Annotated in this window: 25 protein-coding genes; 3 read left to right on the forward strand and 22 right to left on the reverse strand. The window is 48.6% G+C overall.

Going from position 1 to position 21,429, the window contains the following annotated elements; genetic code table 11:
* Nucleotides 1–14: 14 nt before the first annotated feature.
* The 10 genes from KNQ07_RS05685 to KNQ07_RS05730 all read right to left on the reverse strand — a co-directional run bounded on the left by KNQ07_RS05685 (nucleotide 15) and on the right by KNQ07_RS05730 (nucleotide 8,457).
* A complete protein-coding gene (locus tag KNQ07_RS05685; RefSeq protein ID WP_012369911.1) occupies nucleotides 15–362 on the reverse strand; it encodes a GNAT family N-acetyltransferase in 348 nt (115 codons plus the stop codon).
* 230 nt (nucleotides 363–592) lie between these two features.
* On the reverse strand, nucleotides 593–1,120 hold the full coding sequence (locus KNQ07_RS05690; RefSeq protein WP_041261530.1) for a type 1 glutamine amidotransferase domain-containing protein: 528 nt from the start codon (nucleotides 1,118–1,120) through the stop codon (nucleotides 593–595).
* A gap of 97 nt (nucleotides 1,121–1,217) precedes the next feature.
* Nucleotides 1,218–1,655 (reverse strand): peptidylprolyl isomerase, encoded by a 438-nt coding sequence (locus KNQ07_RS05695; RefSeq protein WP_214765328.1) that lies wholly within the window; start codon nucleotides 1,653–1,655, stop codon nucleotides 1,218–1,220.
* A gap of 104 nt (nucleotides 1,656–1,759) precedes the next feature.
* Nucleotides 1,760–2,764, reverse strand: coding sequence for a S66 family peptidase (locus KNQ07_RS05700; RefSeq protein WP_214765330.1), 1,005 nt, complete (start codon nucleotides 2,762–2,764; stop codon nucleotides 1,760–1,762).
* Between the two features lie 86 nt (nucleotides 2,765–2,850).
* Nucleotides 2,851–4,152, reverse strand: coding sequence for a pyrimidine-nucleoside phosphorylase (locus KNQ07_RS05705; protein WP_012369907.1), 1,302 nt, complete (start codon nucleotides 4,150–4,152; stop codon nucleotides 2,851–2,853).
* 51 nt (nucleotides 4,153–4,203) lie between these two features.
* Entirely contained in the window at nucleotides 4,204–5,016 is an 813-nt protein-coding gene (locus KNQ07_RS05710) for a purine-nucleoside phosphorylase (RefSeq protein ID WP_012369906.1), read from the reverse strand.
* Nucleotides 5,017–5,035: 19 nt separating this feature from the next.
* Nucleotides 5,036–6,208, reverse strand: coding sequence for a phosphopentomutase (gene deoB, locus KNQ07_RS05715; protein WP_012369905.1), 1,173 nt, complete (start codon nucleotides 6,206–6,208; stop codon nucleotides 5,036–5,038).
* A 123-nt stretch (nucleotides 6,209–6,331) separates the two neighbouring features.
* On the reverse strand, nucleotides 6,332–7,216 hold the full coding sequence (xerD, locus tag KNQ07_RS05720; RefSeq protein ID WP_214765332.1) for a site-specific tyrosine recombinase XerD: 885 nt from the start codon (nucleotides 7,214–7,216) through the stop codon (nucleotides 6,332–6,334).
* Nucleotides 7,217–7,341: 125 nt separating this feature from the next.
* Nucleotides 7,342–7,824, reverse strand: coding sequence for a ferric iron uptake transcriptional regulator (gene fur, locus KNQ07_RS05725; RefSeq protein WP_214765334.1), 483 nt, complete (start codon nucleotides 7,822–7,824; stop codon nucleotides 7,342–7,344).
* Nucleotides 7,825–7,920: 96 nt separating this feature from the next.
* Nucleotides 7,921–8,457: an NUDIX domain-containing protein gene (locus KNQ07_RS05730; protein ID WP_012369902.1), complete on the reverse strand. Its 537-nt coding sequence runs from the start codon at nucleotides 8,455–8,457 to the stop codon at nucleotides 7,921–7,923.
* A gap of 184 nt (nucleotides 8,458–8,641) precedes the next feature.
* Between KNQ07_RS05730 and KNQ07_RS05735 the strand changes: the two genes are divergently transcribed.
* Nucleotides 8,642–9,496, forward strand: coding sequence for an aldo/keto reductase (locus KNQ07_RS05735; RefSeq protein ID WP_214765336.1), 855 nt, complete (start codon nucleotides 8,642–8,644; stop codon nucleotides 9,494–9,496).
* Between the two features lie 68 nt (nucleotides 9,497–9,564).
* Entirely contained in the window at nucleotides 9,565–10,221 is a 657-nt protein-coding gene (locus tag KNQ07_RS05740; RefSeq protein WP_012369900.1) for a type 1 glutamine amidotransferase domain-containing protein, read from the forward strand.
* 68 nt (nucleotides 10,222–10,289) lie between these two features.
* On the opposite strand, the gene KNQ07_RS05745 is transcribed toward KNQ07_RS05740, so the two are convergent.
* The 11 genes from KNQ07_RS05745 to KNQ07_RS05795 form a co-directional block, all read right to left on the reverse strand.
* The gene (locus KNQ07_RS05745) at nucleotides 10,290–10,913 is read right to left on the reverse strand and encodes a hypothetical protein (protein WP_012369899.1); all 624 of its coding nucleotides are present in this window, start codon (nucleotides 10,911–10,913) and stop codon (nucleotides 10,290–10,292) included.
* A 130-nt stretch (nucleotides 10,914–11,043) separates the two neighbouring features.
* Entirely contained in the window at nucleotides 11,044–11,580 is a 537-nt protein-coding gene (locus KNQ07_RS05750; RefSeq protein ID WP_114596260.1) for a PadR family transcriptional regulator, read from the reverse strand.
* 134 nt (nucleotides 11,581–11,714) lie between these two features.
* Nucleotides 11,715–12,308, reverse strand: coding sequence for an NUDIX hydrolase (locus KNQ07_RS05755; RefSeq protein ID WP_214765338.1), 594 nt, complete (start codon nucleotides 12,306–12,308; stop codon nucleotides 11,715–11,717).
* Nucleotides 12,305–12,886 carry a CDP-alcohol phosphatidyltransferase family protein gene (locus tag KNQ07_RS05760; RefSeq protein WP_012369896.1) on the reverse strand — a complete coding sequence of 194 codons (582 nt, stop codon included), beginning with the start codon at nucleotides 12,884–12,886 and terminating at the stop codon, nucleotides 12,305–12,307. Before KNQ07_RS05760 ends, KNQ07_RS05755 begins: the two co-directional genes overlap by 4 nt.
* Before the next feature lies 1 nt (nucleotide 12,887).
* A complete protein-coding gene (locus tag KNQ07_RS05765; protein WP_214765340.1) occupies nucleotides 12,888–13,778 on the reverse strand; it encodes an ABC transporter ATP-binding protein in 891 nt (296 codons plus the stop codon).
* A complete protein-coding gene (locus KNQ07_RS05770) occupies nucleotides 13,750–14,496 on the reverse strand; it encodes an ABC transporter permease (protein WP_214765342.1) in 747 nt (248 codons plus the stop codon). Before KNQ07_RS05770 ends, KNQ07_RS05765 begins: the two co-directional genes overlap by 29 nt.
* Nucleotides 14,493–15,257 (reverse strand): ABC transporter permease family protein, encoded by a 765-nt coding sequence (locus KNQ07_RS05775; protein WP_214765344.1) that lies wholly within the window; start codon nucleotides 15,255–15,257, stop codon nucleotides 14,493–14,495. The genes KNQ07_RS05770 and KNQ07_RS05775 overlap by 4 nt, the downstream gene beginning before the upstream one ends.
* Nucleotides 15,244–16,437, reverse strand: a complete 1,194-nt coding sequence (locus tag KNQ07_RS05780; RefSeq protein ID WP_214765346.1) for an ABC transporter substrate-binding protein — start codon at nucleotides 16,435–16,437, stop codon at nucleotides 15,244–15,246. The genes KNQ07_RS05775 and KNQ07_RS05780 overlap by 14 nt, the downstream gene beginning before the upstream one ends.
* 15 nt (nucleotides 16,438–16,452) lie before the next feature.
* Nucleotides 16,453–17,211 carry an SDR family NAD(P)-dependent oxidoreductase gene (locus KNQ07_RS05785; protein ID WP_214765348.1) on the reverse strand — a complete coding sequence of 253 codons (759 nt, stop codon included), beginning with the start codon at nucleotides 17,209–17,211 and terminating at the stop codon, nucleotides 16,453–16,455.
* Nucleotides 17,195–18,181, reverse strand: coding sequence for an MBL fold metallo-hydrolase (locus KNQ07_RS05790; RefSeq protein ID WP_012369890.1), 987 nt, complete (start codon nucleotides 18,179–18,181; stop codon nucleotides 17,195–17,197). Before KNQ07_RS05790 ends, KNQ07_RS05785 begins: the two co-directional genes overlap by 17 nt.
* 178 nt (nucleotides 18,182–18,359) lie before the next feature.
* Nucleotides 18,360–19,799 carry an NADP-dependent glyceraldehyde-3-phosphate dehydrogenase gene (locus tag KNQ07_RS05795; protein ID WP_214765350.1) on the reverse strand — a complete coding sequence of 480 codons (1,440 nt, stop codon included), beginning with the start codon at nucleotides 19,797–19,799 and terminating at the stop codon, nucleotides 18,360–18,362.
* Between the two features lie 215 nt (nucleotides 19,800–20,014).
* On the opposite strand from KNQ07_RS05795, the gene KNQ07_RS05800 reads away from it, so the two are divergent.
* Complete coding sequence (locus KNQ07_RS05800) at nucleotides 20,015–20,893, forward strand: chemotaxis protein CheV (protein ID WP_214765352.1); 879 nt, start codon at nucleotides 20,015–20,017, stop codon at nucleotides 20,891–20,893.
* Nucleotides 20,894–20,974: 81 nt separating this feature from the next.
* Here the strand turns inward: KNQ07_RS05800 and KNQ07_RS05805 are convergent, their stop codons facing one another.
* Nucleotides 20,975–21,331 (reverse strand): Hpt domain-containing protein, encoded by a 357-nt coding sequence (locus KNQ07_RS05805; protein ID WP_012369887.1) that lies wholly within the window; start codon nucleotides 21,329–21,331, stop codon nucleotides 20,975–20,977.
* Nucleotides 21,332–21,429 lie beyond the last annotated feature (98 nt).

Below are 21,429 nucleotides of genomic sequence, written 5' to 3' on the forward strand. Positions count from 1 at the left end.
ACATGGACCGGTTTTTATTGATTTTTCCACTTTTCAACAAGTCGACTCGTTTCGTCCGTTGCACCCGTAATTTCCATCCGCAGCATTTTTTCGGCTGCATCCAGTAAGATATACGACATCCGTTCTCCGCGGAACGATGGCGACAAGGCGATATGTTTCAATTCAGCGTGGCCATCCACTAATTGAAATCCGATAATGCCGATAAAATCTTCATCCTGCTTATAGAGATACAACTGTTGATTTTCATCTTGTTCATAGGTTTGAACCGTTTCAAGCAAATACTTCGGATCCTTCACTTCACACGAAAAAGCGATTAACCCCATCGCGGTCCGTTCATTCAACTTTTTATATTTTACTAGCATCTGATTCTACACCTTCCTAGTTTCAACAACTCTCAGGAACATGATCAACTGAGACTTGTTTATTCTACACCTTCTCGGCTCGAATTGCTTCATTTTTCGTGAAATCAAGTAAAAAGACGGCTTGATCCATTTGAAATCCCACCGTCTTTCCCTTACTTCGCAAACGCGACCCCCCTGTCACGAAACAGGGAGGCGGGCTCTGACATTATGCGCTTTTACCGACTGTCTGATTACTTCGATCCTTCGAGGACGCGGATGAATTCCCGCATGTAATCTGGCAAATCGGGCGGACGGCGGCTCGAGATAATATGTCCGTCGACGACGACGGGTTCATCATGCCACGTTGCGCCGGCATTCGTCATATCGTCCTTGATTCCCGGTGTGCTTGTGACGTTGATGCCTTTTAAGACACCGGCTGAAATCAAGACCCATCCGGCATGACAGATTTGACCGATCGGCTGTTTCGTTTCGTTAAAATGACGGACCATCGTGAGGACCGAGTCAAACCGGCGCAGTAAATCCGGTGACCAGCCGCCCGGAACAAGAATCGCATCGTAATCGGCCGGATTGATTTCGTCAAACGTTTTATCCGACACAATCGGAACACCGTATTTTCCGATGTATTTTTCACCGGCTTTCTCGCCGACAATGTCGACCGTCGCCCCTTCTTCGCGTAACCGGTGGACCGGGTACCACAGTTCTAAATCCTCAAAGTCGTTACTGACGAGTTGAATAATCTTTTTTCCTGCTAACCGCATCATAAATCGCTCCTTCATTTTTCAGTTCTTGTTGTCAATTCCCGTATTGGGCGAAAAAAAAACTTCCCTTCTTTAATCAAAGAAGGGAAGAAATCACTTACGCTTCAACGCGAATTTCTTTAATGCCAGCGCCTTGTTTCATTTTTGTCGCATGTTCAAGACCTGATGTCACTTGTCCGAAGACTGTGTGAACGCCGTCGAGATGCGGTTGCGGCTCGTGAACGACGAAGAATTGGCTTGACCCTGTGTTACGACCTGCGTGCGCCATTGAAAGCGAACCGGCTTTATGCTTGTGCGGGTAAGATGTTGATGTTTCACACGGAATTGTTTCACCTGATCCGCCTGTACCGTTTCCGATCGGGCATCCGCCTTGTGAGACGAAACCAGGAATGACACGGTGGAAGTTCAATCCATCGTAGAAGTTCGAGTTCGCAAGGTTCTCGAAGTTTTCTGTTGTGATCGGTGCATCGTCGTTAAACAATTCGAACTCAATTTTATTACCGTCTTCCAGTAAGATATATCCTGTTTTTTGCATGTGTATACCAACCTTTCGCGCTTTTCAGCTGTGGTGTTCGCCGCGGCATCCGCGGCTCCGTTACCTAGTGTATCAAATCTTCGTAAAAAACGCAGGTTTTTTACTCACTTCACTGCGGATTCGAGAATTTCAATCACGACACTTTCACCCGCACTGACCGCTGCCTGAATCCCGTTCGGTAACGGGAAGACCGGATCGGTATGCCCGAAGTCCGCATTAAGCACAATCGGGAAGTCATAACCGCGGGTCGCCCGCAACAGAATGTCCTTCAGCGGGAATTCCGGATCAAACTCGACTTTACTGTGAAAACGTCCGACGACGATCCCAGAAATCTTGTCATACGCTCCGAGATGACGGAGTTGCGTAAAGTACCGGTCAATCGTCTCCGGCGTTTCACTTTCGTCGTCTTCAAGCATCAGAACCGCCCCGTCAAGCGACGGCATGTACGGTGTCCCGGCAAGCAGCAGCAGTGTCCCGAGATTGCCGGCAACGATTGGTCCCGTCCCTTCACCTGTACGGGCAACGACATAGCCGTCATTCGCGACGTGTGTTCGTCTCCGGTCATCATTGACGTCCCAACGCAGACCTTCATCCGTCCATTCATCCGACGCTTCGATTGGACCGATCGGATCCGTCTGCATCAACGTTCTTTCAAACCATTCTTTTGTATAGTCATCGAGACCATGCAGTTGGCCAAATTGCGGTAAAATCGCCGGTCCGACAAATGTCGTCAAACCGGTTTTCGTCTGGATGCCGGACAACAGAGCCGTAATATCGCTGTATCCCATAAAAATTTTCGGATTAGCTCGAATCAAATCGTAATCGAGTTCATCAAGCAGTTGATGCGAGTTGAAGCCGCCGATGGTCGCAAAAATCGCTTTGACATCCGGATTTTTGAATGCCATATGCAGGTCTTGAAGCCGTTCCCCGATCGTACCCGCCGTATGACTGTGAACCGCTGTCGCATTCGGCATTAAAAGGACCTTAAAACCCATCCGTTCCAGTGTTTCAATCCCCCGTTGCAGACGACGCGGTACATAAGCTGCGACCGCAGAAGCCGGCGAAACAATCGCAATCGTATCGCCGACTTTTAATTGAGCTAGTTTCATCTGTGTTCCCCCCTTACATTCTTCATTTCACTATAACAAAAAACAACCGACTGGGAAAGGAACCCAGACGGTTGTAAGAAAAAACCTTATTGAATGACAGCGTGGACAAGCGGACGTGCTTCCGGTTTTGTCTCGCTGATGTGATACGCGTGATCCATTTTCTCGATGGCTTGATCGAGTGTTTCTTTGTTCGAACGGAGTGTCGCGATGACATCACCGACTTCGACTTTATCGCCGACTTTTTTGAACAGGGTAACACTTGCTGCGTGATCGATGACATCGGTCTTCGTTGCACGACCGGCACCGAGGATCATGGCTGCGACACCGACTTCATCCGCGATGATTTCCGAAACGTATCCTGCTTTCGATGCGACGAAATCTTTTTCGAATTTCGTTTCGAGTGCTTTTGTCATATCGTCGACGAGTGACGCATCGCCGCCTTGTGCCGCGATGAATTTCTTGAATACGTCAAGTGCTGCTCCGTTCGCGAGACGTGTCTCGAGATCCGCGTACGCTTCGTCAAACGTCGGGTAGAATTCCCCGAGGACTGCCATGTGTGACGCAATCGTCAAGGCGATGACTTTCAAGTCACGGACATCTTTTCCTTGCAGGACTTCAATCGCTTCCTTGACTTCGTTCGCATTTCCGATTTCATTTCCGAGCGGCTGATCCATGTCCGTAATGACGGCAATCGTCTTCCGGTTCACACTTTTACCGATCGACACCATTTCTGTCGCGAGTGCTTTCGCGTCTTCAAATGATTTCATGAACGCGCCTGAACCTGTTTTCACGTCGAGGACGATACTGTCAGCACCGGCTGCGATTTTTTTCGACATGATTGAGCTTGCAATCAACGGAATCGAGTTGACCGTTGCTGTCACATCACGTAATGCGTAGAGTTTTTTGTCGGCAGGTGTCAGGTTGCCTGTCTGACCGATGATGGCCATCTTGATGTCGTTGACTTGAGAAACGAATGCTTCTTCCGACAATTCCACATCAAATCCAGGGAACGCTTCGAGCTTGTCGATCGTTCCGCCTGTGTGACCAAGACCGCGTCCGCTCATTTTCGCGACAGGAATTCCGATTGACGCGACGAGTGGTGCAACGATCAGACTGATTTTATCGCCGACGCCGCCTGTTGAGTGTTTGTCGACTTTTTTACCGTGGATACGGGACAAGTCGATGACGTCACCCGACTCGACCATCGCCATCGTTAAATCCGCGATTTCACGGTCTGACATGCCTTGATAGAAAATCGCCATCGACATTGCTGACATCTGATAATCTGGAATATCGCCGTTCGTGAAGCCTTCAACCATTGCTTTAATATCAGCAGTCTGTAATTCGCCGCCGTCTCGTTTTGTTGCAATCAAATCTACCATACGCATAATAAGTTCCTCCTCATGGGGTCGTTCGTATTTTTCATCAGTTTTTGATGCTTACATTTTTTTAATCGAACCACGGACAAGTGACAGGAAGTGGGCGCGGACGCGTTCCGTCGTCTCGATGACTTCATCGTGATGAAGCGGTTGATCGAGAATTCCGGCTGCCATGTTCGAGACGCACGAAATTCCGAGCACGCGCATATCTGAGTGACGGGCCACGATGACTTCAGGCACTGTCGACATCCCGACGACGTCTCCGCCGAGTAAACGGGCAAGTTTCACTTCTGCCGGTGTTTCGTATGTCGGACCTGTATTGCCGAAGTAGACGCCTTGACGGACGTTGATGCCGAGTTCGTCAGCCGTTTCCTGTGCAAGACGCAGCAATTCCGCGTCATACGGTTTTGACATATCCGGGAAACGCGGACCCATCTCATCGACATTTTTGCCGATCAGCGGGTTTGTCCCGAAGAAGTTGATGTGATCCGTGATCAACATCAGATCCCCCGGCTCAAATGCTTCGTTACAAGCACCGGCTGCGTTTGTGACGATCAGTGTTTCGACACCGATTGCTTTCATGACTCGGACCGGGAATGTCACCATCTCCATCGAGTAGCCTTCATAGAAGTGGAAACGTCCTTGCATCGCAACAACCTGTTTGCCTTCCAGCGTACCGAAGACGAGTTGTCCGGCATGGCCTTCCACTGTCGAGACCGGGAAGTTCGGGATATCACTGTATGGAATCGCAATCGGATTTTCGATGTCGTCAGCGAGGACACCGAGTCCAGAACCGAGAATCAAACCGATTTCTGGTTTCGCCTGCATTTTGCTTTCTAAATACGTACGTGTTTCATTCCAGTTGACTGTCATCTGAATCGCTCCCTTAAAATTAAAGTTCTGACAAGAAACTCTTTCCGTGTGCCGGCATCTTCACGTTGAAGTTATCGGCAACCGTCGCTCCGAGATCGGCAAACGTTGAACGGATACCGAGATCTTTCGCAGCTCCGCTTTTCGAATAGACCAACAGCGGGACGTATTCACGCGTATGATCAGTTCCAGGATGGACCGGATCATTTCCGTGGTCTGCCGTGATGATCAACAGATCATCCTCTTGCAGGCGTTCAAAGACTTCCAGCAAGCGGGCATCGAATTCTTCCAGCGCCTGACCGTATCCTTGAGGATCACGACGGTGACCGAACAACGCATCGAAATCGACGAGGTTCAGGAAGCAGAGTCCTGTAAAGTCACGATCGAGTTGCTTCACGAGTTGATCCATACCGTCCATGTTTGATTTTGTCCGAATCGCGTCTGTCACACCCTCACCATCGAAGATATCCGCAATTTTACCGAGCGAGATGACATCGAGTCCGGCTGTTTCCAGTTCGTTCATGACAGTCCGGTCAAACGGTTTCAGCGCATAGTCGTGACGGTTCGACGTCCGGACCCATGCTCCTTGCTCGCCGAGGAACGGACGGGCGATGATCCGGCCGAGCATGTAAGGGTCGTCGCGGGTAATATCACGTGCATATTCACAAATCCGGTACAGTTCTTCGAGCGGCACGACTTCTTCGTGTGCAGCGATTTGCAGAACCGAGTCAGCAGATGTATAGACGATCAATGCGCCGGTATCGACGTGTTCCTGTCCGAGTTCATCGAGGATTTCTGTTCCGGATGCCGGTTTGTTCCCGATGATTTTCCGTCCCGAGAATGTTTCCAGGCGACCAATCAAATCTTCCGGGAATTTCTCAAACACGCGGAACGGCGTATCAATCCGCAAACCCATGATTTCCCAGTGGCCTGTCATCGTATCTTTACCGGCCGAGACTTCTTCCATCTTCCCGAAAGAAGCAATCGGTGCAGCATCTGCAGATACACCTTGAACCGGTTCGATATGCGACAAACCAAGCTGAGCGAGATGCGGCATATTCAGACCATTCCGCTGTTCTGCGATATGTCCCAGTGTATGCGCACCAAGATCACCGAATTGTTCTGCATCCGGTGCTTCTCCGATTCCTACAGAATCCATGACGACTAAAAATACACGTTTGAATGATTGAGCCATATTAAAATTCCTCCTATATGCTTATTGCTTATTACTAAAATAAATCCCGTTTGAATTTTCCCGTAAACGGACTAGACAAAACACCCTATTTGTCTGAAGTCAGACCTTTTGATGTTAAAACCATCACGCACGTGGATGATGGTTCTTATAGACATCATGTAGTCTGGCTTTATTGACATGGGTATACATTTGCGTCGTCGATAAATCGGCATGTCCCAACATTTCCTGAACGACACGTAAATCGGCTCCGTTCTCGAGAAGGTGGGTCGCAAACGAATGACGCAAGACGTGGGGCGTGATGTCTTTTTCAATTCCCGCTTCTTTCGCCCGGCGTTTGATCATCTTCCAGAAACCCTGACGCGATAACCGATCGCCGCGACTGTTGAGGAACACATAATCCGTTTGCCGTCCTCCGAGACTGTTCCGGGCCAGCTCAAGATAAACCGAGACGCTGTCGATCGCCGTCTGACTGATCGGAATAATCCGGGTTTTGTTACCCTTTCCAAGACAGGACAAGTAACCGAGTTCAAGTTGCAAATCACTCAGCGTCAGTTGTAACAATTCACTGACACGCATACCGGTTCCGTACAGCAATTCAAGCATCGCTGCATCACGCCGGACGAGCGGGTCATTTCCGACGACTGAGTCAAGCAGTCGGACGATATCGGTTTGACTCCAAACCACCGGCAGTTTTTTATCCGGCTTCGGTAAATCAAGATGACGCGACGGGTCGTGACGGACGATTTGACGTTCCACCAAAAACTGATGAAACGATCGAATCGAGCTCGTCGACCGCCGAACCGTCGACCGTGATTTTTGCGCCTGTAACAAGGATTCAATATGAAGGACGATCTGGTGGCGGGTGACTTCTTCCGCTGACGAAATCCCCTGCTGTTCAAGCGTCGTCAAATACTGGTTTAAATCATTTCGATAAGCAGCTGCCGTGTTCGCTGACATCTGCCGTTCAATTACTAAATAGTCGATAAATGTCTCCAGTTGTTGCCTCACTGAACTCATCCTCTATCATTAAGAAATCGCTTACTTTCCCATCATATCAAAGGTGTAAACCGTTGTGAAGAGGTCTGACCTATATTTTTCAAAAAGAAAAACCGCCCTCTTTTAGATGAGGACAGTCAGACGGTTTGTGTTTGTGATTGCTCCAGTGCTTCACGTGCATGCCGCTCCTGGCATACCCGGCATACACCATGGAACGTCAAACGGTGATCCTTGATTTTAAATTGGAAACGCGTGACGACTTCTTTTTCGACTTCTTCTAACATATCATCCAAAATTTCCTCGACGGATCCGCATTCGATACAGACGAGATGATGATGCGAGTGACTCGCACCTTCCTGCCGTAAATCAAATCGGGATACGCCGTCTCCGAAGTTGACTTTATCAACGACTTCAAGCTCCGTTAATAATTCAAGTGTCCGGTAGACCGTTGCAAGTCCGATGTCTGAGTTTTTTTCTTTGACCAATAAAAAGACATTTTCCGCACTTAAATGGTCCGACTCATGTTCCAGTAAGATCCGTACGGTCGCTTCACGTTGGGGAGTCAGCTTATATCCTTTACCGCTCAGCTGTTTTTTAATGCGTTCAACACGACTTTCCATCATAGCGCCCCCTTTGGTCGAAACTGATGGTTTTATCATAGCCGATAATCTGTGGTTTTTCAAATTAAAATGATTATCAACTGAAAATCATTCGCTTTAGAATGATTTTAATGTACGAATGTGCCAATGCTGAATCGCCATGATCGTTTTCGCATCGACAATCGTCCCATTCGCTACAAGTTCAAGCGCCCGTTCAAGTGTCAACGTCTGGTTTTCCAAAAACTCATCTGCATCCAGCTGACGCTCTCCCGCAGTCAAACCGCCTGCTTCATAAATATGTACGCGTTCGCTGCAAAAACCAGGAGCTCCGTAAAAATCAAACACGTGGTTCAGCTCAGTTGCCGTGTATCCCGTTTCTTCTTTCAGTTCACGCCCTGCGCACTCTTCCGGATTTTCCCCTTTTTCCAACTTTCCGGCCGGGATTTCAATTGACAATTGCTCGAACGCTTTCCGGTATTGCTCAACGACCAACAAATCTCCTTTTTCATCAAACGCGATGATGGCGACTGCACCGTTGTGATAGACCAGTTCGCGAATCGACGTATTACCGTTCGGCAGACTGACGACATGTTTCTCAACGTTAAATACTTTTCCTTCATAAATAACTTCGCGCTCTAGTGTTTTTTCTTCCATCCTGAACACCTCTTCTAATCGGATTTCTTCTCTTTCACAGTATGCCTGTTTTTTGATTCTTGATGCAAGTCTGTTTCTTTTCTATTGCAATGCCCATTCCGTACAAATCCACCCGGGAACATCGTGGATCAAATATGCTAAACTGATACACAGTAGCACCAGTCGAAAGAAATGAGGGATTGATATGACATTAGGTTTAGGTACGATGACGATTTTAAAACGCGGTCAAGAGGAAGCAGCCGAAATTCTCCGGACAGCGCTCGACGAAGGAATCGTTCACTTCGATACGGCGGATGTCTATGCCAACGGCGCAGTCGAGTCATTGATTGGACAGACATTTTCACCGGAAGACCGCAGCCGGATCTTTTTAGCTTCAAAAGGCGGCAACCGGATGAATGACACCGGGACAGGCTGGACGTGGGACCCGAGTTACGACTACCTGAAAAAAGCATGTTTTGAGAGTCTGAACCGTCTCGAAACACCGTATCTCGATCTCTATTATGTCCATGGCGGAACGATGGAAGACGATCTGGATGCCTCGATTCGTGCCATGAAAGACTTGCGGGAAGAAGGACGCATTAAAGAATATGGAATTTCGTCCCTCCGTCCGAACGTCATCAATTATTGGCTTGACCACAGTGACTTCAGTTATTTGATGACACCGTATTCGCTGCTCGACCGCCGGATCGAGGAGTTATTGCCGCGGCTGCAAGAACGTAACATCAAACTCGTCGCCCGCGGACCGCTCGCGAAAGGTCTTCTGACGACGGAAAGCATGTCACGTCTTCAATCGGTTGACCGGTTTGAACAATATGACAAGGAGCAGCTGGAACACGTCCTGTCGACGTTACAGGATTATCCGCTCCCTGCAATGGCTCTGCAGGCCGTTGATCAACAAGCCGATATCGTGTTGCCCGGCGCATCGAGCGTGTCGCAACTGCAGGCGAATCTGCAGGCGATGCGGGAACCGTTGACTGCTGAACAGATCGCACATGTTTTGTCGCTTCTGCCGATTCATACGTACACAGAACACCGGTGAGGTTTGAATATTTTATCGGAAGGGAAACTTCTTCTTTGTAACGTTATTACAGAGGAGGAGTTTTTATCATGTCAAAAATTTTAATCGTATCTACAAGTGCTGACGATATGAACGGTCACAAAACCGGTTTATGGTTCGAGGAGTTTGCTGCTCCATACAACCTGTTTAAAGAAGCCGGTCATGATGTCACGGTCGTTTCGGTCAAAGGCGGCGACGTACCGATTGATAAAGCTTCAATGGTTAAAGAAATCCTGCCTAAATTCCAGGAAGCACGCCGTGCCCTGCACGATACGACGCCACTCGCAGACGTCGATCCTGCTTCATTTGACGCTGTTTACTTCCCGGGCGGCCACGGAGCAGTCGTCGACTTCCCGAACAACCCGCTCGTTGCCGGTGCCATCGAAGCGATGGTCCGAAAAGACGGCGTCGTCGCGTCAGTCTGCCACGGACCTGCTGCCTTTGCGCATGTCACGATTGACGGTAAACCGTTCGTATCAGGTCGTCAAATCAACGGCTTCACGGACGAAGAAGAAAAATCAACAGGACTCGAAGACAAAGTTCCGTTCTTGCTTGAAACTACATTACGCGGTGAAGGGGCAACCTTCCTGACTTCAGATGCCGGAAAAGAATTCGCTGTCATCGATGGTAATGTTGTCACAGGTCAAAACCCTGCTTCAAGTGAAGCCGTCGCTAAGCTTGTCATTGCTAAGCTCGCAATCGTCTAACTTAATCCTGCAAGCAACAAACCCCTTTTCGGTACAGATACCGAAAAGGGGTTTTTGTTGTTTTCACTTTACGGTAAAACCCGTTCATACGCTGCGATTTCACGACTCAGTTCTTCAAGCTTCTGTTTTTGTGTTTCGTACTGTGGCGAAAGCTTGAGATGCTCCTGCTCTAAACTCGTTTGTTCCGCCGGAGTGAAGGCACGGGGAACAATCCGTTCCCGACGGTACCACCGTTTCGGAATAATCGTCGGTTGCGGACCCGATTTCAAAAGCTGATCGACTTGATCGTAGGCTGAACGAACTTCTTCAAACTGATCTTTGACAGACGGATGTTCCTGACGCAATTGTTCGAGACGTGTCGCGACGAACGGTTGCGACTTCAACACCAGCTGTTGTTTAATCGATTGTTTCAGAATCTGTTTGACTTGTGACCGTTGCACATCTGATTCAGCTTCGTCTGCTACGATTTCAAGGTTCAACTCTCCCGCTTCATCTAAAATCTGTTCCATTTCCTCAAACGACAACCAGACCAACTGTTGCGTGACAAACCGGTCAATTACTCCGGATTCTTCATAGTAGTCACCGATTTCTCCGCCTAATTTTAATTCTGCGACAGCGTAATGGACTTGATGTTCAATCATCTCATCCGTGACTTCATCCAACCATTCTTCATAATCCGTAAATACACTCACGTTCGTAGTCCTCCTCTAATCCCGTTACAATTCATTTACTGTACCATATCGTCTGTCTCAAATGCTCTTTTGACGACGCAAAAAAACAATCCCCTGTTTTGACAAAGGATTGATGATATCACCGTATGGTTCAGACATTCGCCTGACTTTTCTTTATTTCTTCCATCGCCCAGTCACACCAGTCGAGATAATTCAGCATCATGCGTAAGCCGTATTCACTCGTCAAGGTTTCCCCGAGCGTTGCCCCGTTTTCTAAATGATCTTTCCGCCAGACCTTCATCATATCGACGGCAAACTGGTGATGCCGCTTCGATTCTTCCAAATACAAAATCGCTTCATCCGGCGGCAACAGATGCAGCAAGGACACCCGCATCAAGTTTTCATCTTTCATCTTCGGCTTGAACTCACTTGGCGCACGCAACCAGGCGACAAGTGCCGTTTGACCTTCTTCCGTAATCGAATAAACCTTTTTATCGGGTAAGTCTTCTTGGACGATGTACACACTGGTCACAAGCTGATCTTCTTCCATTTTCAACAATTCACGGTAAATTTGTGTATGATGCGCCGTCCAAAAATGGGTCATCTGCTTTTTGAACGTCGTACTTAAATCATATCCGGTCGCTTCTCCCTGAGTTAGCAGTCCGAGCAATGCAAATCGTAACGCCACTGGCTGCACCTTCTTTCATCAAATGTATATATTGTTAATTATCTCAAAGAAATGCCCATTATGCTACTTTTTGCCTAGCTTTACCGTAAAAAAACGAAAGGACCGTCGCATAAAAATGCATGACAGCCCTTTCGTTATGTCTGTTGGACACGATATGCTTGAATTCCTTCATTCACACGTCTAAAGTAGGCAGACGGATGCGGGACGAATTGATCGCGGCGGATGATTTCTTGATCCACGGTCTGAAACGTTTCTGCTGTCTCGTCTGCCAGCCGGGCAAACTCGGAAAATGGTAAGGCAATCAATCGACTGACTTCTTCTGTTTGCAACACGTAACGTTCGAGCGGCATCGATTCATCCGTCAGGAACAGATGGACACGTTCACGATCTTTTAAGTCCCCGAGTATCAACTCTTCCAAGAAGACGCCCAGTGGAAACAGTTGCTCAAACTGCCGGACGAGACCGATCTCTTCTTCGAGTTCGCGGATTCCGTCCCTCGGCGTCTCACCTGCGAGCAAATGTCCGGCAGCCGTGATATCAATCAGCCCCGGGAAATCTTTTTTCTGTTTCGCCCGTTGTTGTAAGATCACGTGGCCTTCCTCATGATTGATGACAAAACAATGAAACGTCTCATGCCACAATCCCTCTTGGTGGATTTTCTTACGGGTTGCCGGATACAGCGGTTGACCGGTGGAATCAACGACCATCAACTGTTCTGATTCGCTCATCGCAACACCTTCGAAGCTTGATAAAACCGCTCGCCGACCGTATACAATTCAGCAATCAAAAAGAGGATCGCAATCCAGATGATGGCGCTTGGAAACAGTAACATCGCAGTCAAAAAAAGAAATCCTTCCGTCCGTTCGACAAGACCCGGTTGATACTGGAATGACTTAAATCCATAATTTTCGCTGACCGCTCCAATCGCAAGAAACATCGTCATACCAATTACGAATGAGGCGACGAGTAATAAAATGACGACTTGCGTCTCCGGAAAACGTAAGGCAATTCCGATCAGAACGGATAATTCCACAATCCGGTCGAGCACTAAATCGAGAATCGTCCCGATCGGTGTCGTTTTTTCCCGGCGTGCCATCGTTCCATCGACGACATCGAGTGCTCCGGACAGCCATAATAATAAAATTGCAATTCCCGTCATATCGTTATACACAAAGAAACCGGTCGAGGCACCGATGATGCCGGAAATGATGGTGACCTGGTTGGCGGAAAGCCCCATCTTCTTTAATAAGGTCGCCATCTGCTCAAAAAGGGGCTGGACGACTCTTCTCGCGCGTGTATCTAACATGCTACCCCTCCTTCCTCACAAGATAAGCTGTCACGTTTTCGAGGAACGTCTCTATCGTTTGAACAACAAGACGCTCACCTGTCTCGCGTTCGACTTCATAAAAACGAACACCGTACTGCGTCAGCTCTTTCGTAATCGTAACATGTTCCTGTAATCCATTCGTCGGTCTTAAGACCAACTTCACTTCCGATAAAGGATACCAATCACCGTCCAGGTACACGCCGTCTCCGAAAAACGGACTTTTTTCCGCCAATTTAACCGGATGTCCCTGATCAATGATTTGTCCTTGTTCCATTACGTAGACATAATCCGCCATCGCCATCGCTTCCTCACGGTCGTGCGTCACAAGTAACGTCGTCACGCCTTCGGCGACCGTCAAGCGCCGGATTAGCGTCCGCAGTTCGCGGCGGCGTGGTAAATCGAGACTCGAGAACGGTTCGTCGAGCAACAGAAAATTCGGACCGCTGGCCAACGCCCGGGCAAGGCTGGCCCGTTGTTGTTCTCCACCGGACAGTTCATGGACAAAAGCATCTGCCCGTCCGGCTAATCCGACTTTCTCCAACCATTGTTGCAAATCCCCATGATGACCTTTTGCCATACCAAGACGGATATTTTGACCGACCGTCAAATGAGGAAACAGTAACGGACGTTGAAACAACATTGTCACACCCCGTTGATTCGGAGCGGCATGTGTCATATCGATCTCTCCGAAACGGATGGTTCCGTCCGATACTTTCTCAAGACCTGCAATCAATCGCAGCAGTGTTGTTTTCCCGCTTCCGCTCGGACCGACCAAAGCGACACATTGCCCCGACGTAATGCGTAAATCAACGCCCTGCAAGACTTGTTTCTGACCAAATCGTTTATTGACGTGCTGAATCGTAACGTCCATCTAACAGCCTCCGAACTAATCGCACCCATGCTTCGAGCAGCATGAGTTGCACAAAATAAATCAAAAACGGTAAAACAAGCAGCCAGATCGTCGCTTCTTTCGCTGCAATCAAAGAATTTCCGGAATACAGCGGAAACGCTTCAAGCGCAATCATTTGAACGACACCGCCTCCGATCAGGGTGACGAGTGCATATTGGCTCAAGGCAATGACCGTTACGAGCAGAGTGACGGATTGGATGGCAGAACGCATCATCGGGCCTGTCAAAAAAACAAATCGTTTTATACGGCTCGGTTCAATCAACACCATCTGTTCCATCATCTGTTCCCCCAGTGCCTGAAACGCATTCGTATAGATCCGAATCGTATACGGTAACGTTGGCAGCAGTAAAACCAGCAACACTCCGACAAATTGATCGGCAAGTCCTAACCGGATCCAGGTCAGATAAAGACCAAACGACAATAACAAAACCGGTAAAAAGAGCGGTAAACTGATCAATAGTTCCATCGAGCGGATGAGTAGTCCCGCGCGAAACGCAATTGCCTTTCCAGTAATATAGCCGATCGAATGATTGAGCAGCGTCAAGGCAACAATCATCGAAATCGTCGTTGCCAAGGTTTCAAACAACCGCGGATTCCAAGTCCAGGTGGACGGAATCAATCCGAACAACGGAACGAGGATCAGGAATCCTGTCACTCCTGTTATGATCCGTCTCCTCATTCGATCCGCCCCTTACTGATCCGTTCCGTTAACGGACGAATCATTCGTGTGAACAGCAATAACAGCAAAAACAGAAGGCCGGTCAAGAGGACACTGATGGCAAAGGCTTCCGGTTGACGCGACAAATCGCCCTGCGTATACAAATCAAACGTATAGACACCAATCAGCTTCGGATACGTCACACCGAGCAATGCCGGGACTTCGTAAGCAAACAAGGTGAAGGCAAAAACGATAAAGGCTGCTTCCAGAACAGGAAACAGTAAAAATACCCCTTTTCCGTGCCAAAACCGTTTTATCCGTGACAAACCGAGCATCAATCCCAGTTCTTCATAGCGATGGTCGAGACGCCGATAGACCGGCAGTAAATAGAAAAAGACAAACGGTATTTCCTTGTAGAGATACGTCAAGATGATACTAAATTGATTCACCTCGTGCGGACCAATGACCGGGAAATCACTCAGGTAAAGAATGGCTAGATAGGCTGCACCAAGATGGGGCAAAAATAACGGGACGGCCAGAATTTGCGCAGCCCATCCCGTCTGTTTCGCAAAAAATCCGGCCAATCCTGCCCCGATCAATACAGCCAGTGCGGTACTGCTGACTGCGACATAGAGACTGATGCCGACACTTTCCAAAAATACCGGATCTGCGGACAATTGCTTGTAATCTCCCCAAGTCGTCATCGAAAGACTGATGAACAGACCGTATCCGACCATGCCGACAATCAGCAGCGTTGCAGGCCAGGCATTACCGCGCCACACGTTCCGGCCAGTCTTTCCGAATCATATCAAAGATGGCCGGATCCAGTTCAGCACGGACTTTCCCCTCAAATGCCGCCGGTTTCGGCGTCGATTCCGCTGCCGGAACCTCTTCAAACGCCTGCTGTTCCTTCTGGCTTACCATCGTCAAATCGAGGCTCGTCCCGTCTCCCCAGTAAGTGCCGTCGAATTTCTTAAGTTGGGCGTCCGGTGACAATAACGTGTTAATCGTAACGAGTGCTCCATTCGGATTCGGTGCGTTAAACGGAATCGACAGGAAGTGGGTCGATGCGATGGAACCGTCTTTTAAGATCAGCGGACGTGTTTCTTTCGGGAATGTCCCTGACTTCACTTCCTGTTCCGCCCGTCGTTCGTTAAAGCCCATCGTGAAGGCGACACTTCCTTTGGCATACAGTTGGTCCAGCTGAGCGAGCGTCTTCGGATACGTTTTGCCTTCTTTCCATAAATAAGGCTTCAATTCGTTTAAATACGCCCATGTTTTCTTAAAGTCCGCTTTCGGGTCCTTTAACGTCTCTTTTGACTCGAGCCCATACATGACGTGGCGGACAAACGCATTCCCCGTAAAGTCCGTCACTTCCGGATACGTGAATTTGCCGGGATTTTCTTTGACCCAGCTTTTGAGTTCCTGCAAGTCTTGGGGCGGATTTTTGACACTGGCTTGATCGTAGTGGAACGTGTATTGAACTTTTCCCCACGCGGCTTCGAGATGATCCGTCGGTGTTCCGCTGTCCGATCCTTGCGCCTGCGGATCGACGTATTTCATGTTCGGCAACACTTTTGTGATTTCACCGTATAACAAGCCGTCCTTTTTGGCGTTCCGGAAGTTGTCGCCGTTAATCCAGACGACATCGATGACACCCGTTTCTTTCCCGGCTTTCTTTTCCGCCCGCAGTTTTTGAATCAAATCGGCTGTTTCAATCGGAACCCGCTTCAATGTAATCTTGTGCTCTTTTTTTAATTTTGGCGCCACGTATTCATCGATATAGGCGTTGATCCCCTCATCGCCGCCCCACATATACATCCGGACAGTCGTCGCATTAGCGTCTTTCGCAATCGACGTATAGGACGATCCTAATACTTTTTCCTGAACCGGCGCTGCCGGAGAGGCACATCCGGCAAGGAGCAGTCCTGTTGCTGCGATGGCAGTCATCTGTTTTATCATGTGTGAAAATCCCCTTTATTTTTTATCGAAGCCTGACTTCCCGAGCCATTCAATGACCCGCGGAAACAATCCATAGGCCTTTGCCGAACCTTCCATCCAAAACGGCGCATTCACCTCGCGTTTTTCCCGGACCATGGCCCGCGTCACCGTTCGTGCTAATTTTTCTTTTGACAGGACGATGTTCGCAACGTTTTTTTCGTATTTCCGGCTGAGATCCGCCCGGACAAAAAATTCCGTCGCAATCGGTCCCGGATTGACCGTCATGACATGAAGACCCTGCGGCTTCAGTTCGAGACGCAATGCATTTGAAAACTGATATAACGCTGCTTTCGTCATGCAATAAATGCTCGATTTCGGTGTAGGTAACTTTCCGGCCTGACTTGCCACGTTGACAATCATGCCGTGCGGACGAAACAGCGGAAGACAGGCTTTCGTCAACCGGATCGGAGCCAAAACGTTGACCCGGTTCATCGATTCAATGGTTTCAATCGTCGTGTCCTTCAAAAAACTGAACTCCCCAAACCCGGCATTGTTGATCAGTACATCAATCATGCCATACCGGTCGGCGATTTGATCAGCCAGACGCTCCGGTGAATGTTCTAAATCGTAAACGATGTATTCCGCCTGAAGGGTTTTCGCCATCTGTTGGAGCCGATCTTCCCGCCGGGCGACTAAAATCAAATTTGCCCCGTGCCGGTTCAGCTCGTAAGCGAGTGCTTCCCCAAGACCGCTCGAGGCACCGGTCAAGACGACCGTCTTATTGATGAGATTCATGCGCACTGCCCTTTCTCGTATACCGTAAAATTCCGTCTTGTTTTTCGACAACGATCTGTCCGCTGGCTACAAGGTAGTCGAGACGAGCTTTCATCTCACTCATGACAAGCGGGAACGATTTCTTCAACCGGTTCCCGTACGTCACTTGCGCAAGCTCAAACAGCGTTTTTGAACCTGTGATATGCTTCAGCAACTGTTCACCGCGCGCTTTCCGTTGTAACAGACGTTCTTCGATTAAAGACGGAACATCGCGAATCGGTTCGCCGTGCCCTGTATAGGCAATCTGAATCTGTTCGCCCTGCAGTTTACGGAGGGAGCGCATGTACGCGAGGACCGGTCGTTTCATATCCGATTGATCTCCCGGCTGCGGCTGCTCCAGCAACGGATTCGGTTCGACGCGCGCCAACAGATGATCGGCTGCAAACAGAACACCCGATTGACTGAGAATGCCGATTTGATCGCTCGCATGCCCCGGCAGTTCAATGATCCGATACGCGCCTGACGCCGTAATCGCATCCCCTTCCTGCAGGACATAATCGAGTTGTCCTTTGCCAAGCCATTTTAATGCCGATAAGTAACTCGGTAAAAGTGCCCGTATGTCGTCCGGTACTCCGAACGACAAGGCCAGCCGCTGCAGGAAGTCATCCCCTCTGCTCAAAAAGGCTTGGTCTTGTTCTAAGTAGGGACGCAGTCGCGCATGTCCATAAATCGGAATCCCCTGTTCAGAAAAACGGTAGGCAAGCCCCGCGTGATCCGCATGGTGGTGAGTCACGATCACTTTATCAAGCATCGAAACCGTCAATCCGATTTTTTGAAGACCGTCCTGCATCGCTTGCCAGGCTTGTTCCGTATCCGGACCACAATCAATTAAAATATTTTCCGAATCGGTCCGTAACACATAACAATTGATATCTCCGACCGGGAATGGTGTCGGAATCGGTAAAGTAAAGATTTCATCCTCTTGTCGCATCGGTAAACCCCTCTTCTCTCTGGATGGTTTCCTTCATTATAGAGAGAAAGAAGCGGCAGCGGCAAACTTTGTCGCCCTCAAACCGTTAAACCTTTAAAAAGAATACGCAGGATACTGTCCGTTGGATGCAAAAAAGCGACCTTTCCGCAGATTGAAAGGTCGCTTTGATCAAACTATCTTATTTTAAGTTAAGAACTGTTAATTTATCACGTGTCATTGAAGCGAGGCTTCGTCCGACACCTTGAACGCCAAGACCCGATGATTTAACGCCGATGAACGGGAAGTGATCGGGACCACGTTCCGTCCGACCATTAATTTGGACAGAACCTGTTTCAAGCGCATCCGCGACACTGAATGCTGCATCGATGTTTTCCGTGAAGACACTTGCTTGAAGACCGTATTCCGATTCGTTCGCATACGCGATCATTTCTTCAACCGAGTTGACACGAATGACAGGTAAGACCGGTCCGAACGGTTCTTCCCATGCAATTTGCATATCGCGTGTCACATGGTCAAATAATGTCGGCTCAATCAAGTTAGCGGTCCGGTTGCCGCCTGTGACGAGTGTTGCGCCTTTTTCTTTCGCATCTGTAATCAAACCTTCAACGAAGTCAGCTGATTTTGTATCAATCAACGGCACGACAACACTTTCGTCTTCCGGTGAACCGACTGTCAGTTTCGCGATCCGGGCTGACAATTCTTCCACCAACGCATCCGCCTGTGGTTCAAGAACGAATACCCGTTTGATGGCTGTACAGCGTTGACCGGAGTACGAGAACGCACCGCTGATGATGTGATCTGCCGCTAATGATAAATCGGCATCCTCAAGAACGAGCGCCGGATCTTTTCCGCCGAGTTCGAGGACGAGCGGAATCATCGCCGACTGACGTGACAAGTGTTGCCCTGTCGCTGTCCCGCCTGTGAACGTAATCATGTTAATTCCCGGATGCGCTGTCAAATAATCGCCGATGACCGAACCGCGTCCTGTCACGAGATTAACGAGACCTGACGGTAATCCTGCTGCGACAAGCGCTTCAACCATCAACGTCCCACTGATCGAACCTTGTGTTGCCGGTTTGAAGACGACGGCATTTCCTGTCATCAAGGCAGGGGCCAGTTTCGCAGCTGCCAGATTGACCGGGTAGTTAAACGGCGAAATCGCAAGTACGACGCCGAGCGGCGCTTTTTTGATGATAGCGATTTTTTTCGCACTTCCGCCCGGGAACGAGTCCCCTTGCATCATTTGACCGTCAAAACGAAGACCTTCTTCTGCTGTGTAACGGATGATTTCTGCCGTCCGTTTGACTTCTTTAATTCCGTCAGCAAGTCCTTTACCGACTTCACGCATGATGACTTCGCCAATCTCGTTCGCACGCTTTTCAAGTTCTGTTGCCCAAGCATGGAGCAATTCAGCGCGTTTATTGGCAGGGACTTTCGCCCATTCTGCCTGTGCTGCCTTAGCAGATGCGATTGCACGATCTACTTCTGTTTTTGTCATCGCTTGAACACGACCGACTGTATCTTCTTTATAAGGCGAAGAAATTTCAATGGTTTCATTGGATTCACTTTCCTGCCATTGCCCGTCTAATAAGTATGTGTATGTTGTTGCTGTAGTCATTCCACTCGACCTCCATTTATTTTTTCTCTCTCACTTCAGTGTGTGGCTGCATAGCCTATTGTAATCAATTGGTCAGACAAATGCCAAACTTTTTGCTTAACATAAAATGAAAGCGATTTCAACAACTTTTTTATTCTTTTTACGGTGGAAGAATTGCTTTTTTCTGCCGATAACTAGTCAGAAGTGTAGTGCAGGATGGAAAGGGGCTCGATTACGTGTACAATCAACACGATATTTTATTAGAAGCTGGAACAAATGAGTTGGAAATCGTTATTTTTCATTGCGGACCTTACACGTTCGGCATCAATGTCATGAAAGTCCGTGAAATCATCGTTCCGTTACCGATGACACCACTCCCCGGCACACCGGATGCCGTCAAAGGTCTGATTGAACTACGCGGTGAAGTCATGACGGTCATCGACTTACCGACGGTCATCGGTGTCGCCCATGAGGAAACGACAGATGACCGGTTGATCATCTGTGAGTTTAACGGTGAAAAAAGTGTCCTCCGCGTCGATTCTGTAACGGAAATCCGCCGTATTTCGTGGGAACAGATTGATACGCCGAATGAACTCGCCCGAGGCATCGAAGGATTAACGAATGGTGTCGTTAAGACGGGAGATAAGATGATCATCTTGCTCGATTACGAGAAAATTGCGCTCGAGCTGTCACGCAAGGATATCTTCGCCCGCGAAGAAGGCCGTCGTGTTTCGCCCCGCAACCGCTCCAATAAAACCATTTGGATTGCGGAAGATTCGGAAATGCTCCGGACGTTAATCATCGAAACGCTGGAAGAAGCCGGTTATGACGGCTTGAAGTGGTTTATCAACGGCAAGGATGCGTTCGATGCGTTTGAGGCAGGCAGCAACTGTGATCTCTTGATCACCGATATCGAGATGCCGAAAATGGATGGACTGCACTTGACGAAACGATTACGTGAAGATGACCGTTACACGGATTTACCGATCGTTGTCTTCTCGTCCTTGATTTCGGATGACCTCCGCCATAAAGGCGAGTCTGTTGGTGTCAACGCCCAGATTACAAAGCCGGAAATCGGTCGATTGATCGAAACCGTCGATACATACGTCCTGTAATCACTATTTTCCTAAACAAAAAAACCGTCTCCTGTCTGATCAGGAAACGGTTTTTTTAAATCTCTTTTATTTTAAACAAAATCACTGTTTTTTTTCGAGAAATACATTCAGCCAAGTTTTTCTGAACCCTGTCATGCAGTCTTCAATCCGGGTTAAAACACCGGCCGCATTCTCGACTGAGCCTGTCTCAGCCTCTTTTTCCAGCAATTCAAAGTCATCCGCTAAGTCATCCGCCGCAACGGAATAGGAGGCACCCTTAAGTAAATGAGCTAATTTTTCTGTCTGTTCGGCATCTTTTGCTTCGACCGCTTCCTTTAATTCCGGAAATTTCCGATCAAACTGGGCAATATACGTCTCACCGATTTTTTGCAAGAATACGTCATCGCCGCCGGCAATCAAACGCAGTTCCGCTAACTTCTTTTCATTAAAAAAAGGCATCTTTTCCCCTGGGCTAACCTAAAATTTTGAGACAATATAAAACACCTTCGGAGTGGTACACTTTTAAAAAGTACTAATATCGGAGGTGTTTTTGCATG

This window comes from Exiguobacterium sp. s145, from assembly GCF_018618835.1.
Classification (GTDB): Bacteria; Bacillota; Bacilli; order Exiguobacteriales; family Exiguobacteriaceae; genus Exiguobacterium_A; species Exiguobacterium_A artemiae.